Here is a 15,057-nt window from a genome sequence, read left to right as displayed (position 1 = left end):
AGCAACTAAATTTAGACTTCGTCGGCGCTTTGCTCCGCCTCAGCCTGTACCGCGGCTTGCTGGTCTTCGAGAGCCTTTGGAAGTTTTTCGAAGGGTCTGCCAGCGAGATAATCCGATACCTGCCGCTCTAGGAACTCCTTGGTCAGTGGGCTTTCTGCCAACTTTGTTGAGAAGGCGCGACCTGGGTGAAGGACATCCCAAGACGAGCGATACTGTGTCGCGCGGCGATTACCCGGGTCCCTGTTTCCGAATCCATGGCGCTGTTCCACAAAGGCTTGAACGTCTCGATCAGCATGTTTTCGCCAAGGGGAATCCAAATATCATCGACGACCAAGTATCGAACCAAAAAGTCCTGGGTGTCCAGGTTGGTGGCCTGCTCGATCCAGGCGGCGTGCTGCGCGATACGATCAGCCAAGGCGCGACCCTTGGCAGCATCAGCGCTCAAACCACCTTTGCGCCCGCCTTTTGGGATCGCCTTCCCGACATAGGTCGGTTGAGCATAAGCGCCATCCGCGTTTCTCGCCGCGATCGGTGCGTAAGCCGAAATTTTCCGATGTAGTAGACTGCGTAGATGCCCGCGCCTTTGACATTGTTCACAGCCGAGAGCGGTGCGGGTGCGCGTCCAAGCAATTCAAATTCAATGCTCTTGGCAAGGTTTGCCTTATCGAGAAGATTGTAAGGAGCCCGTCACGCGGCCTTCCTCGGCAAATGGCTGGCGACACTTTCGCCGACTATGCGAGCCAAGTCGACAGGCACGGCATTCCCGAGCTGGCGCATGGTCTCGCTCCATGATCCATGAAACAGGAAGTCATCTGGAAAGGTCTGCAAACGCGCGCTTTCGCGAACGGTGAAGTAGCGGATCGATCCATCCGGGCGCACGAGCATGTTCTCGCCGCCGGGAACTCCATGTACTCCGGCCTTTAGCGTCTTGGCGGGTTCATCCAGCGCACTTCCGGTATGCCCCTTGTAGGAGCGTGCCCCTGCTTGCAGTCGATGGTTCAAAAACTTCTCACTGCCACGAGGATCGAACTCCGGATCGGGCAAACCGACAAGCGCATCGCGGGTGGTGCGCCATGGAAGCGGTTGCCCTCTGTTATCCGGATTGAGGTTCCCCTTGCCGGAAGACTGCGGCGGACGGTCCTTCGTCGCGACTTTATGGCGATCCCAATAGTCGCCGTGCACCTGGCTCCAAAGGAGTGCCTCGCGGGAATGCGTGGCAAGTGGAAAATGCCAACTCACGCCGAGGTCTTCGCGAAAACCCACGAAAATCACGCGTTCCCGTTTTTGCGGAACGCCGTAATTGGCTGCGTTAACGACCTGGGTAATCACACGATAATTCAGGCCAGCCTTGCTTCCACTCGTATGATGCTGTTCCAAGCGCGCCAAGTGATCCCCCCACTCCTCGTCGCGGCGGAGTTTGATTTCAGGATGTTCTAGCTGGAGCTTGATATATTCGAAGTAGTTGCGGAAGGTCGCCCGCGTCAGTCCCTTGACGTTTTCGAAGATAAAAGCCTGTGGGCGTGTCTCACGCACGGCGCGTATAGCTTGGGGAAACATATCTCGCGCGTCATCGTAGGCGGCGTGTTTGCCACCCATCGAAAACGGCTGGCAAGGTGGTCCACCTGACACGAGGCGAATTTTTCCTTCATACGGCTTGAAGTCGACTAGCCGCACATCGCCTTGCGTGACCTTCCAGTTCTTGACCGCCGAAATCCCCCGCTTCTTGTTTTCGCGGATCGTGTCGCAACAATAGGAATCCCACTCAATCACGTTCACCGGGTTAAATCCCGCGTCGTGCAATCCTATCCCAAGTCCACCAGCGCCAGCGAAAAGCTCAATCGATTTCATCATTCAAGAATGCCTGTATTTTGCTTTCCAGCAAAGCGCGATCTTTTATCTCGCATTCCCATATTACAAGAACACCCCACCCCAAATTATCGAGAGCATGCTCGTTTCTGCTGTCACGCTCGGCGTTAGCCTCTAACTTGGGTATCCAGAACTCCACACGCGATTTTGGCAGGCGCGCCAGCTTGCAGCGCGAATCGGAGTGTCGGTGCCAGAAGCAACCATGCACGAAAATCGCCTTGCGTCGCGTTGGAAAAACAAGGTCTGGCCGTCCCGGCAGGGCGCGGCGGTGAAGGCGATAGCGGTAGCCTAGGGAATGAATTAGGCGACGGACAACCATCTCGGGTTTCGTGTCCTTGCGGCCAATTCGAGACATCCGTTCGGATCGCGCTGATGTGCTTAGGGTATCAACCATATGTCATCCAAGGTGCAGCTAGTTGCCACGATTTTTCGAGCTGCGGCAATCATGGTCTGGTTGTGGGGTCTCTCGCCTCGGATAAGGCGTCACGCACCCGAGCCTCCGGATGGCTTTCTAGCTCTTGGAAGACGGAATCCAACGAATTCCTCGCTTCAATCAACACCTTGCGTGAGGGGATATCGATCCCATGCACCAAATTGTTCCGAAGGCGCCGGATTCCGCCTATGGTTTCCAACGCGCTTGCCGAAAGTTCTATCGATTTGGCGGCCTTGACGGGGTCGACGTAGCCGCGTTTGGAGTAGGTAAGGTCCGCTCCCAAAATTCGGAATGTGCGTTCGAGTGTGACCCATGCCGAGAGAAAGTCCCCCATTGTGTCGGCTCGCGCGGTGGCCTGTGGAGAGGGTTGCGCGGATGTATCTGGGGTCGCCAGGCTAGACTGCAGCGTTCCGTAAGACGAATACAGTTCTGGATACAATTCAAGGACGGCGTCCGCGAGCAGATCTGATAAGGCCGACCCGCTGGAGGCCGCTGCGGCGTCCGGCAACAAAGGTAGTAGTTTTCCTGGGCTGTTTAAATCCGCTCGCTTGAGCAACTCCCAAAGAATGTCGACACGGCCGATCGCGGGCTCCGTGCCTTCTGGCACGCTTCCCCGCATCCACTTGTACAAGTAAGCCGCCAACTCGTAGTGATTGTCGAATTGCCTATCCTGCGCACTGCTTAGTCGACGTTCCACAGCCTTTTGAAGCCGCTCAAGCGCGATCTCTCCCGCGATGACCATACCGTTCAATTCATCGAGGATAGCGTGCTCATCCTCCGAAGGCATGCCGCTTTCAGGCTTGTAGACCAAGTCATGTTCGACCTCGGCCCAGGCGTGCATGAGGACGGAACCGACTTGGATTTCGATGGCCGCAGTGGCGTATGATTTTTCGCCGTCCTCCAGCGCGTTCGCGGGCATGAGGACGCGATAGTGGTCGGCGTGATATCCGTCGAAGCGTTTTGAGTCCTTGCGTGGCTTTCCTTTCTCGGGAAAGTCCTTTGCCTTGAGGACATCGAACTTCTCGCTCAAGATCGCTTTTACCCTTTCCCGGTCGCCCGGAAAGTAAAGTGCGATCCGCACACCCGCTAGATCAGGGACGTCGGCCCGAATTTCATCGTGATTCTGGTAATTCTTATCCTTGTCTCGCTGCTGGAGCTTGGCCAGGAGCTTATTTGGCCTCTTAGCGCGGTGACTGACGATAGCCCGAATCCCCTGGGTTGCCAAAAGCTGTTCACAACGGAGGCTACAAATCGCCGACGCCGACTGGTAATAGTCGTATTCGCGCGTATAGGCGCTTACAAAATCTGGAACAACTTGCGACACGGTGGCCCTCCCTCTCGCGACCTTATCGAACCGTGCCTAATGTGTTCAAGCAAAATGGGGTAAGTCCGACTTGTCGGTGGGTCGACCGGATGCATCTACAGCCTGAGCTGAGGCGGCAGTTTTACGCGGGGCAATCCGTCACAAAACGCGCCACACATTAAGCCGAGTCAATTCAAACAATCGCGGATTTCTGCGAATTTTCGCAGGGCGCCAACTTGTGGCAAAGTTCGTGAACCCTACGGGTTTCTTCCGTAGTTTATTGCTAAGATATTGACGTCCAAATGCGAGCAGATAAAAGAAAACGGCTTGAGGTGCCAAGGCGATAAATACCCCACCTATTGGAGAAATGACGGCAAGGGCTTCAGACACAGTTATTATCGTCAGTTGCAGTTGGCACCCTCGGAACCTTGATCTTTGCACCCAAGCGGGATCGGCCCATTTGGAACGACAAATTCAGGGGCTCCGCTCACCGTTTTACCGCCCAACGAAACCGATGTTGGCCTAAAACACGGCTGACCCGGTAGTGTGATCAGTAGTCTTCAGCCGAAAATCGAGTGCTTCGTGATTCAATGAGGTGCGGGTATCCCCTGCGAGGCCGCCTAGCTATTCTATTAACTACTCGGAAGCTTCATCGCGTGCGATTCTTCGCCAAGCTCCCGCGAATGCAAAGAGGAGCGTTGCGTGCCATTGATTACGGTGAAGATCCCGGACAGTTGGGAAGAGCTGGAGGATCTAATCCAGGCGATCCTTGCAGAGTGCGGGATGAAAGCCACAAGGCAGGTGACGATAAAGTTGCCGCGCGGCAGCGTCGATGTCGACGTACTGGCCGAAGAGACCGTGGATGGAATTACCAGCATCACGGTATGCGAATGCAAGAACTGGAAGGCCAGGATTCCGAAGGAGATCGTGCATGCGTTTCGCACCGTCATGCAGGAGACGGGCGCCAATAATGGCTACATTATTTCGCGGGAGGGCTTTCAATCCGGGGCGATCGAGGCGGTCGCCGCGACAAACATCAATCTGGTGACATTCGAGCAATTCCAGGAGCGCTTCTTCGAAAAATGGTATCGCAACCGGCTGTGGGCAATTGAAGACTCACTGCACGGTTTCCACACCTACTACGAGATGCTTGGCAAGCCCGGGTACGATCGTCTTACGACCGATGAAGAACGCGCCGCGTATGATGTGGTCTGGGACCGTCATCTGTTCGCGGGGCTGATGCTTATGTCGTTCTCGCCCTTCAGCGGGCTTCTAAAGGGCGGGTTCAGGGCGCCCCCTCTTCCATTTGATGTATCCAAGATTGTTGAGATGGGTGCAGACGTCCCGGAAGCCGCACAGAATGTGCAAGGCTATCGGGAACTGCTGTCGTTGCTGGAAGCGGCCGGAAAGGAAGGTCTGGCAGAGCTGAGAAAAGTGAACCCCATCACCCGCGACAAAGAGGCCGCGGAAATTGCCGAGAAGCCGCTTCGTTTCGGTGAGTGACTAGGCCTAGAGATGACTGGTGTCGGACCTTCACTTTGACAGTCGTCGGTAGGGAAACACCGCTTCCTCGATAGTGGCTTTGGTAATGTAGCGGTCTTCCGCTTCCGCAATTTCGTGAGCGAAATCAGATTCTTATAGGCGGCCAGCCCTCAAAGCTGGCCCATTGCATGTCGCCCCATGTTGCAAGCGGCTACCGTTGATTTCCAAGGGTTTCCTGCGACACTCGGCCAGTCCACACAACATGCGGCGCGACATGAAGAGGTCAGGGAATGCGTTACGTCATACTTATCGACAGCGATCCAGCAACCGGCCTCTACGCGGATCTGTCGGAGGCCACGCGTCATGGGGAACGAACCGCAGCGAAGCACGCCCATTCCGAAATCTCCATTGAAGGCTGTCCCGAAGGCCAAGGCGGCCCCATGGCGACGTGGCGATATGATCGCGATGTCGCGTTGTGGGTTTCAACAAATTAGCCCATCGTTGAGCAGTATTGCCGTCGGTTCCAAAAAAGAAACCTATTGATGAAGCATCGCCGCCGTTGTTGGAAGTCGACAACGACGACCTCCCGGTGCTTTATAGCAAGCAATTTTTGGGAGGGACGGCCGTGAAGCTCATTAGGTTCAAAGTTGAGAACTTTCGCTCGGTAGTAGACAGTGGTTGGGTCGAAGCAGAGCGGGTAACTGCCCTCATAGGCGTGAACGAGTCCGGCAAGACAAACCTCCTCCTTCCCTTGTGGAAGCTGAACCCGGCGCGTGAAGGGGAGATAAAGCCGACTTCGGACTATCCGAAGGCAACCTTTAACCGCATTCAGGAGGCACCCGGAGATTACGTTTTCATCACAGCTGATTTCGAGTGCAAAGAACTCGCACCTAAGATTGCAACTCTAACCGGCCTGGACGCATCGATCCTCGACCGGGTTGAGGTTTCCCGAGCGTTTGACGGAGAGTTCTATGTGTCGTTCCCGAAACACTCGCCCTCAAGCCTGGTAGGCGTCGACACGTTAGATGCTGTCTTTCGAACTGCGCTTGCGGAAATAGAGGCCATCGCTCCACTCGCAAAAGAGGGGACCCTAAAACCGGACTTCATCGCGGCAATTAAAAATGCCTCGGCCTCGGTGGAGGGTAAAGTGAAAATCAATGCCAGAGACCTCCTCGATCTCGCAGAAAAGCTCAAAGGCCGCCTTCCGCCAACCCCGGCCACAACAAGCTCGATCGTGCCTCGGTTTATGCTCCTTATCGAGAATCTGGACGGCATCGCAACACGGCTTAAGGCTCCAAATCCGGGAGACGTCGAAGGGGTTGAAGAGCTTATAGTCGCTGCTCTGCCGAAGTTCGTCTACTACTCAAACTATGGGAATCTCGATTCAGAGATCTACCTTCCGCACGTCGTTGAGAACTTGAAGCGAACCGATCTCGGGCAAAAGGAGGCTGCCAAAGCGCGGACTCTGCGAGTGCTATTTAGCTTCGTTCGACTCCAGCCTGAACAGATACTGGAATTGGGACTGGAAGCAACCAACGCGCAGACCGGTACCGCCACAGAGGGTGAAATCGCCGAGGCTGCGGAAAGGAAACGCAAGCGCACAATCATGTTGCACTCGGCTGGAACAGAATTGACCAAAGAGTTTCGGGATTGGTGGAAGCAAGGCGATTACACGTTCGATTTTCAGGCAGACGGAAATCATTTCCGGATCTGGGTGAGTGACGCCCGTAGGCCCGAAAAGGTCGAACTAGAGGATCGAAGCACCGGGCTGCAATGGTTCCTGAGCTTCTACCTCATCTTCCTCGTCGAGAGGAAAAGCGATCTCAAGGATACCGTCCTTTTGTTGGATGAGCCTGGGCTCTCTCTGCACCCGCTGGCGCAGCGCGACCTATCGGCATTCTTCGAGAACCTCGCTGACACCAACCAGATTATTTACACAACCCATTCGCCATTCCTGGTCGACGCGGACATGCTGGATCGGGCGCGCAAAGTCTATCTGGGAGACGATGGCTCGACGAAAGCCTCTGCTGACTTACGGAGAGGTAGCGAGGATCCACGGAAAGCCGGTGCCACCTATGCCATCTATTCAGCGCTGAACATGAACGTAGCCGAGAGCATCCTTTTTGGTTGCCTGCCGGTCATTGTTGAGGGTCCTTCGGACCAGCACTATTTGTCGACAATCAAGATGCTTCTCATCTCGGCGAGCCGCATCAATCCCTCGCGCGAAATAGTGTTCCCCCCATCTCATGGCGCCAAGAACGCGAAGGTCGTAGCTAGCATCCTTTCCGGCCGCGATGAGGAGTTGCCGGCGATGCTCCTAGACGGTGACGAGATAGGACGAAAGATGGCCAATGATCTTCGCAACGGGCTCTACCAATCGGCCAAAGGTCGGGTGCTATCGACGGACGCCTATACCTCGATAAAGGATTCAGAAATCGAGGACCTCTTTCCCCCTGATTTTCTGGCCGCAGTCGTCGATCGGTGGCAGCGTGGCACCGAGACACTCTTCGCAGATGTGCTGAAGGCTGGAGAGCCGATCGTGCCGCAAATCGAAAGCTGGGCAGCACAACAGAGCGTCCTTCTGGAGGACGGATGGAAGGTAGACCTTGCACGGGAGGTCAAAAAGCGAGCTCTTGCTCAAGGTGCGGGCAAGTTCGACACTGAAACTCTGGATCGCTGGACGAAGTTGTTCACCGATCTTGAGAAGGCATAAATAGCGCCCGGCCGACTGAGCCTTGATCCGTCGCCGCTTAGCGTTCTCCCCCTTGCGCGCGACTTCCGCGCGCTTCTCCCCTGCCGCGATCTCCTCGGCCGACGGCGCCGGCAGGGTGATATCCGGGCTCGCAAACCGCCACAGCAGCGTTACCGTCATGGCCTCCGTCGTTGCGCAAAGTTTCGGCCGCGCCACCTGAAGGATTTTGACTAAGCAGCGTGCCTCCGATAACAGAAGAACGCTTCTTCGATAGTGGGTTTCGCTGTGTAACGGCCTCCCGCTACCAGATTCTGGTTAACCCGCTGAAATATACACCGAATATTCCCCTCGATGGTAGCGGCCTCGGACGAGATTTCACAATGAAATCAAACGGAGCACCCACCCAAAAGCAGCCTTGAGTTCACAGTTGGGTCTCGATGGTCGCGATGCGTAGCCGTGGTGGGCCCGGAGCGGCGTGGTCTTTTCAACAAAGTTAGCGGGAGGGTTCGCCCAGCCATATCCGTCGTATGTTCTCGTATGCTCTGGTGACCCAAAGACAAGACCTTATTGATCGTTATGGAACGGGCGAATTGTGCCAATCTGAACGCACCAAATCGGCTTGAACCTTATGACGAAAGCCGTTCCGCATGCCATCTCAGATGGTCGTCCATGAAACTAGAGATGAAGAAATAGGAGTGGTCGTAGCCGTCCTTCATGCGCAGCGTGAGCGGAATGCCGGCCTTGGCGCAGGCCGCTTCAACAAGCCAGGGCCTCAGCCCATCATTGAGGAATCCGTCCGACGTTCCCTGATCGATGAGAAACCCCGGAAACCGGTGTCCATCCTCGATAAGCGAGATGGTGTCGTAGCTCCGCCACGAGGCCTCGTCGTTGCCGAGATATTTTTCGAAAGCAGGCCGCGACCAGCCGGCGGTGGCTGGCTGCACGATCGGCGCAAACGCCGAGCAGCTCTTGAAGCGCTCTGGATTTTTCAGCGCAATCGTCAGCGCCCCATGGCCGCCCATCGAGTGGCCAAAGATTGCCTGGCGCCTCATATCGACTGGAAATTCCTGCGCGACCAGGGCCGGCAGTTCCTCAGTGACATAGGAGTACATGCGATAGTTCTTCGCGTAAGGCTCCTGCGTCGCATCAACGTAGAAGCCGGCGCCACTGCCAAACTGCCAATTGTCCTTCTCGTCGGGAATGTCGGCGCCACGCGGACTGGTGTCTGGACAAACGACGATCAGGCCAAGCTCCGCGGCCATCCGCCTGTACTCGCCCTTGTCCATCACATTGGCATGGGTGCAGGTGAGGCCGGAGAGGTACCAAACCACGGGGCAAGGCGTTTCACGGGCCTGCGGCGGCACAAAAACGGCAAAATTCATGTCGCAGGCGCAGTCATCCGAAGCGTGGGAATAGACGCCCTGCACGCCGCCGTGCGACCTGGCAGCAGAGATGATCTTCATCGACCCTGACATGTGCTTTTTCTCCGCCAATTCAAAACGCCAACCTTGGTCGCCGTGTCTACGGCTTCGGTCGGGATCGCGGCAACCCTGGAGGATTGGATGATCCGGATTCCGTGGGATGACGCAGGTCTGATCGACCGGCGGCGCGGGCATTCCGGAATGCCTGCGCCACCGGTCTTACGCCGATGCTGGGGAAGCCGGTATTTTGGGAACACAGAGCTTTCAGCGCGGCGTATGGCTCAAACCGATCAGTAGACCACCACGCTGCGGATGCTTTCACCGGCATGCATGAGGTCGAACCCCTTGTTGATGTCTTCCAGCTTCAGCAAATGGGTGATCATCGGGTCGATCTGGATCTTGCCGTCCATGTACCAGTCGACGATCTTCGGCACGTCGGTGCGACCGCGCGCGCCGCCAAAGGCGGTGCCCATCCAGGTGCGGCCGGTGACGAGTTGGAACGGCCGGGTGGAAATCTCCTGGCCAGCGCCAGCAACACCGATGACGACCGACTTGCCCCAGCCGCGATGCGAGGCTTCCAGCGCCTGGCGCATCACCTTGGTGTTGCCTGTACAGTCGAACGTGTAGTCGGCGCCGCCGATCTGGTCGGCGCCGCGCTTGGTCATGTTGACGAGGTGAGGGACGATGTCGCTGTCGATCTCCTTTGGATTGACGAAATGCGTCATGCCGAAGCGCTCGCCCCATTCCTTCTTGTCGTTGTTGAGGTCGACGCCGATGATCATATCGGCGCCCGCAAGCTTCAGGCCCTGGATGACGTTGAGGCCGATGCCGCCGAGACCGAAGACGACAGCGGTAGCGCCTTGCTCGACCTTGGCGGTGTTGATGACGGCGCCAATGCCGGTGGTGACGCCACAGCCGATGTAGCAGATCTTGTCGAACGGGGCGTCGGCGTTGACCTTGGCCAGTGCGATCTCGGGCAGCACGGTGAAATTCGAGAAGGTCGAGCAGCCCATATAGTGGAAGATCTTGTCCTTGCCGATCGAGAAGCGCGACGAACCGTCCGGCATCAAGCCCTGGCCCTGCGTGGCGCGGATCGCCGTGCACAGATTGGTCTTGCGCGACAGGCAGGACGGGCACTGCCGGCATTCGGGCGTATAGAGCGGGATGACGTGGTCGCCCTTCTTGACCGAGGTGACGCCCTTGCCAACATCGACGACGATGCCGGCACCCTCATGGCCGAGAATGGCCGGGAACAGGCCTTCGGGATCGGCTCCGGAAAGCGTGAACTCATCGGTGTGGCAGATGCCGGTTGCCTTGATCTCGACCAGCACCTCGCCCTCCCGCGGACCGTCGAGGTCGACCTCCATGATCTCCAGCGGCTTTCCGGCGGCGACAGCAACTGCGGCGCGGGTTTTCATCTTTTCTCTCTCTCCCAAAACTTGTTCTTGCCGAAGCCATGGCTCCGCTCGTGGTGATCGGTCTAAAGCCTGTTCCATCCCGATGGCATCGGGATGGAGCCCTCAGTGTTTGATCATGATCTTTTCCGAAAACCGGGTTCCACTTTTCGGGATCATGCTCTAAGCGGCGACCTTGCCGGGACCAGCCGGGAACACGCCCGACATCACTGTAAACCCCTTGATGCGCTTGACCCGGTCGCACCAGCGCCGGATTGCCGGATAGTCCTGACGCGGAATGCCGCCCTCTTCCGACAGGATGACGTAAGGAAAGCAGGCGATATCGGCGATGGTCGGCTGACCGGCCGAACAGATCCAGTTGCGGCCTTGCTGTTCGCCGAACCACAGATGCTCGTCGAGGATGCGGAATAGCCGATGCGCGCCGGCGCGCGCCGCATCGATGTCGAAATCGTAGAACAGGCTGTCATGCAGCCGCGCCGCCGATGCCGTTCCGGTGATGCCGTCGGCGAAAGCCAGCCACTGGCTGATCTCGCCAAGCAACGCCGGATTGTCTAGCGGGTACCAGCTTTTTGACGGATCAAATTTGGCGGCGAGATAGACAAGAATGGCTTGCGCGTCGCGCAGCACAAGACCGTCATCCTCGAGCACCGGCAGCTGTCCGAGCGGATTGAGCCTCAGGAAACATTCGGATTTGTGCTCGCGGCCGGGGTAGAAGTCGACAGGCACGGTCTTGTAGTCGATGCCGAGGAAACTCATCAGCAGCCGCAATTTGTAGCAATTGCCGGACAGTTCGTAGTCATAAAGCGTGATCATCGGCTGCTCCTAGATGTCCAGCACGAGGCGTGCCGACTTGGCCCGCGAAACGCAGGTCATGATCTTGGTCCCGGCCTGTTTTTCGGCGTCGTTCAAATAGACGTCCTGATGGTCAGGTTCGCCTTCGATCACCGTCGCCACGCAAGTGCCGCAGGCACCCTGCTCGCAGGACGACGGTACATCGATGCCGTTCTCGCGCATGACCTGCATGATGGTCTTGCCGGCAGGCACCTTGAGCGTGACGCAGGAGCGCGCCAGGGCCACTTCGAAGCTCGAACTGTCATCGATCTTGTTGGTGTTCTTGAAGTACTCGAAGTGAACCGCACTGTCGGGCCATCCCTGCTCCGCCGCTGTCCTGCGGGCAGCTTCCAGCATCGGACCGGGGCCACAGATATAGACATGCATGCCGTTCCGGTATGCGGAAAGCAGTTCGTGCAGTTTCGCGCCTGTCTGTTCCGGCGTGAGGCCAAGGTGCGGCACCAGCGAGCCACCGAGTTGCCGCAGCCGATCGGAAAAGGCGAGATGCTCCTCCCCTTGCGCGAAATAGTGCAATTCGTGCGCCAGTTCCTGGTTCTTCAGCGCCTGCGCCATCGCCAACAATGGCGTGATGCCGATACCGCCGGCGACGAACAGCGTCTTGATCGCGTCGCGGCGCAGCGGGAAATTGTTGCGCGGCTCGGAGATCGCCAGCACGTCACCTTCACGCACCGTCTCGTGCATGCATTTCGAGCCGCCCTTCGAATCCCTCTCCAGCTTGACGCCGATGGTAAAGCTGTCGGTTTCGCCAGGACCGTTGGTGATCGAATATTGCCGTACCTCGCCATTGGGCATGTGGACATCGATATGGGCGCCTGGCTGGAAAGTGGGCAGAAGGCCCTTGATCGGGCGAAGCTCGAAGGCGGCTATGCCGTCGGCGGCCTGCCATTTCCTTGCCACAGAGACGCGCAGCGCCGCCTTGCGGCCGTGCGTCGTCAGTTCCGGCATTTCGGCGAGTTCGGCTGATACTTTTTCATAGACAGGCTCGATCGGCGCGGGCGCGGCGGCGCTTGCCGCCTCATGTTCCGCCGCATCGCGCAACTTGCCGAGGCGTTCGTTGTGGTGGCGCAAGGCGGCGATACGCGCGGCTCCTTCGAGGTCCCGATCGAGCACGCCGCGAATGACCGAACGGTTGGAATCGACGGGTTGAACGAAGAAGACGCCATGCGTCTCCTGGCTGCCGTCACGCGAGCGGAGCGCCACGGCAAAATCCTGGACGGCTTCGACCAGTATCTCGGCGGCGTCGCCATCGACGGCTCCGCTGGGCTGAAACCGATAGGCTTTCAGCTTTTCCACGACCTTGCCTGCCGACGCATTGACCGGAATGCCACGCAAGGCAAGCAACTTGCCCTCCAGCAACCCGGCGACATCGGGAACCTCCCCTTGCGGCTCTTCGGACGACCAGACGAGGCCATAGCGCTCCACCGCCGGAAAGGTGCGGTTGGTGATGGTGCGGGCCGGCGCATCGGCGGGGTGGGCGGGAATATAGGTGCAGCCGGCGGTGCGGTTCGAATAACGCCAGCCATGATACTGGCACTTCAGTTCGCGCCCGTCATTGATGCCGATCGACAGCCTTACGCCGCGATGCAGGCAGCGGTTCTCCCAGATGTTGACGTAACCGTCATCGGCTCGCCAGACGGCAAACTCCCGGCCAAGCAGTTGGCCGTGGAAGACGTGGCGGTAAGGCAAATCATGGGCGGCGGCGATCGGATGCCACCGGCTTCTGGCTTCTTGCAACATTCGTCGTCTCCAAAAATAATGTCAGGCCGCAACCGGGATGACGCCGTAGGTCACGCCCTTCTGGCTAAGCCAACGCCTGTAGGCGATGGCCGACTTGTCGGCCCGGATCGGTGTTTCGGCACGAGGGTCCAGCGGCAGGCGTTTCGGCACCTGGTTCTCGAGGATCGGTTTGTCCTGACCGAAGATCGTCTGCTGGAAGCGCTTGATGACCTTGTCTTCATTGTCTTCGTCGAGCACGCAAAGCAGCATGTGGGCGCGCACATGCTCCTGGTCGACAGGTTGCAGGAAGACGGCGATGACATCGCGCCGGGCTTCGTCGACCGGGCTCGATTTGTAGAGGACCGAGCAATAGGGATGCGGCACGCGGTAGACGTAGTCCACATCCGCGCCACCATCCGAAGCGGTCGAAGCCATCGGCTGAAAGAAGCGGCAACGCGTGGCCAGTATTTCGTCGCGGTCGACGGATATCTCGACATCATATTCCTTGACTTCGGTATGCGGTTCGACGCCGAGGATGTCGGTGTGCACGTAGGGAAAGTGGCCCATGTCGAGAAAATTCTCGATGGCACGCGGCGCCGAGACGTTGACGCCAAACGTTGCCGCGTTGAGCTTGCGGCGGTCCGGTTCTTCATATTCAGGGATCGGGAACAGCTCTGCTGGCGGCGAACCGAGCGAGGTCCAGACATAGCCATAGGCGCTCTTGGCGGGCAGCGCTTCATGGATCGAGGCCGGATCGATCCTGGCGCCGGGTCGCAAGTCGGGCCGGGATGTCCAGACCCCGATGGCACCGCCCGCGCCAATTGCGAAACTGACCTGCTCGCCGAGCAGGGTCGTCTCCATCACAATGTTTGGCGTCGTCTCGGCAATAGCACCGATCGGATGCCAGAGATTGAGAATGACCGGGTCCGAACATTTCGTCTGTATCATTTTCATTTCCCTCGAAGGAGCCAGGCCAGCATCGATCCCATCAGGCCTGGGCCGGAATGGCGCCGTAAGTTACTGCCTGATCCCGCAACCAGCGCCGGTAGGAAACAGAGATGGCGTCGGCACGGATCGGTGTCTCGGCTCGCGGGTCCAACGGCAACCGTCGCGGCACCTGGTTTTCCAGGATCGGCTTATCCTGGGCGAAGATCAGTTGCATGAAGCTGCGCACCGTCGCCGCGTCGATGCCGTCCACAAGGTAGCAAAGGAAGGGATGAGCGACGCAATTGTCCTCATCGACCGGCTGCACGAACAGGGTGATGACGTCGAGCCGGTCCTTCTTCATAGGATTGCTCTTGTAGAGGGCCACCGTATACGGCCGGATTACCTTATAGATGTAGTCGACGACAAAGCCTTCCTTGGCGGTCGGCGAGGCCAGCGGTTGATAGAATTTGCATTCGGTCGCCAGCACCTCGTCCTTGTCGGTGATCTCGACCCTGTAGGGCACCACTTCGGTGTGCGGCTCGTCACCCAGCAGGCCTGTATGCACGAAGGGGAAATGCCCCATGTCGAGGAAATTCTCGACGGCACGCAGACCCGACACCTTGACCGCGATCGAGCCGCCGCTGACCAGATGCCGGTCCGCCTCGTTCGATTCCGGAATGTAAATGATGTCCCGCCAGGGCTTGCCAAGACATGCCCAGACGAAGCCGTAGCGCTCGGCCGAATTGACCTGTTCGCCGGTGTCCTGGCGGACGATCTCCTTGTTATAGCGTCCCTTGCAGGTGATCGAGAGAGCGACCCCCAAAAGCCGTGTGTTGAACGGAGCACCAGCGGACAGCATCGAGCAATCCGCAACAATATGCCAGTCATTCAAGAGAATCCCGTCGCTGCAAGGGCTGGTCATCGCAATCGTCCTCCCTGGCCGGCTCTTC

11 protein-coding genes and 1 pseudogene are annotated in these 15,057 nt (G+C 57.9%); 2 read left to right on the top strand and 10 right to left on the bottom strand.

Annotation, left to right across the window (positions count from 1 at the left end; genetic code table 11):
* Positions 1-11: 11 nt before the first annotated feature.
* The 4 genes and pseudogenes from NKJ04_RS10045 to NKJ04_RS10030 all read right to left on the bottom strand — a co-directional run bounded on the left by NKJ04_RS10045 (position 12) and on the right by NKJ04_RS10030 (position 3,623).
* Positions 12-529, bottom strand: a pseudogene (locus tag NKJ04_RS10045) (Eco29kI family restriction endonuclease).
* 158 nt (positions 530-687) lie between these two features.
* Positions 688-1,851 carry a DNA cytosine methyltransferase gene (locus tag NKJ04_RS10040; RefSeq protein WP_352674648.1) on the bottom strand — a complete coding sequence of 388 codons (1,164 nt, stop codon included), beginning with the start codon at positions 1,849-1,851 and terminating at the stop codon, positions 688-690.
* The gene (locus NKJ04_RS10035) at positions 1,835-2,260 is read right to left on the bottom strand and encodes a very short patch repair endonuclease (protein ID WP_352674645.1); all 426 of its coding nucleotides are present in this window, start codon (positions 2,258-2,260) and stop codon (positions 1,835-1,837) included. The genes NKJ04_RS10040 and NKJ04_RS10035 overlap by 17 nt, the downstream gene beginning before the upstream one ends.
* A 49-nt stretch (positions 2,261-2,309) precedes the next feature.
* The gene (locus NKJ04_RS10030) at positions 2,310-3,623 is read right to left on the bottom strand and encodes a GTP pyrophosphokinase (protein WP_352674642.1); all 1,314 of its coding nucleotides are present in this window, start codon (positions 3,621-3,623) and stop codon (positions 2,310-2,312) included.
* Positions 3,624-4,304: 681 nt separating this feature from the next.
* On the opposite strand from NKJ04_RS10030, the gene NKJ04_RS10025 reads away from it, so the two are divergent.
* Complete coding sequence (locus NKJ04_RS10025; RefSeq protein WP_050587378.1) at positions 4,305-5,105, top strand: restriction endonuclease; 801 nt, start codon at positions 4,305-4,307, stop codon at positions 5,103-5,105.
* Positions 5,106-5,595: 490 nt separating this feature from the next.
* Positions 5,596-7,797: an AAA family ATPase gene (locus NKJ04_RS10020; RefSeq protein ID WP_352674639.1), complete on the top strand. Its 2,202-nt coding sequence runs from the start codon at positions 5,596-5,598 to the stop codon at positions 7,795-7,797.
* Positions 7,798-8,402: 605 nt separating this feature from the next.
* Here NKJ04_RS10020 and fghA read toward each other — a convergent pair.
* From fghA to NKJ04_RS09990, 6 genes are all read right to left on the bottom strand, one after another.
* Positions 8,403-9,251, bottom strand: coding sequence for an S-formylglutathione hydrolase (gene fghA / locus NKJ04_RS10015; RefSeq protein ID WP_352674636.1), 849 nt, complete (start codon positions 9,249-9,251; stop codon positions 8,403-8,405).
* Between the two features lie 236 nt (positions 9,252-9,487).
* Entirely contained in the window at positions 9,488-10,615 is a 1,128-nt protein-coding gene (locus tag NKJ04_RS10010) for an S-(hydroxymethyl)glutathione dehydrogenase/class III alcohol dehydrogenase (protein WP_352674633.1), read from the bottom strand.
* Between the two features lie 159 nt (positions 10,616-10,774).
* The gene (locus NKJ04_RS10005) at positions 10,775-11,425 is read right to left on the bottom strand and encodes a glutathione S-transferase family protein (RefSeq protein WP_352674630.1); all 651 of its coding nucleotides are present in this window, start codon (positions 11,423-11,425) and stop codon (positions 10,775-10,777) included.
* Between the two features lie 9 nt (positions 11,426-11,434).
* The gene (locus NKJ04_RS10000) at positions 11,435-13,201 is read right to left on the bottom strand and encodes a Rieske 2Fe-2S domain-containing protein (protein ID WP_352674627.1); all 1,767 of its coding nucleotides are present in this window, start codon (positions 13,199-13,201) and stop codon (positions 11,435-11,437) included.
* Positions 13,202-13,222: 21 nt separating this feature from the next.
* Entirely contained in the window at positions 13,223-14,128 is a 906-nt protein-coding gene (locus NKJ04_RS09995) for an aromatic ring-hydroxylating dioxygenase subunit alpha (RefSeq protein ID WP_352674624.1), read from the bottom strand.
* Between the two features lie 40 nt (positions 14,129-14,168).
* Positions 14,169-15,029, bottom strand: a complete 861-nt coding sequence (locus NKJ04_RS09990; RefSeq protein ID WP_352674621.1) for an aromatic ring-hydroxylating dioxygenase subunit alpha — start codon at positions 15,027-15,029, stop codon at positions 14,169-14,171.
* Positions 15,030-15,057: the final 28 nt, after the last annotated feature.

It is taken from the genome of Mesorhizobium sp. M0618, from assembly GCF_040320765.1.
GTDB lineage: Bacteria > Pseudomonadota > Alphaproteobacteria > Rhizobiales > Rhizobiaceae > Mesorhizobium.
This window is presented reverse-complemented; position numbering and strand designations above follow the sequence as displayed.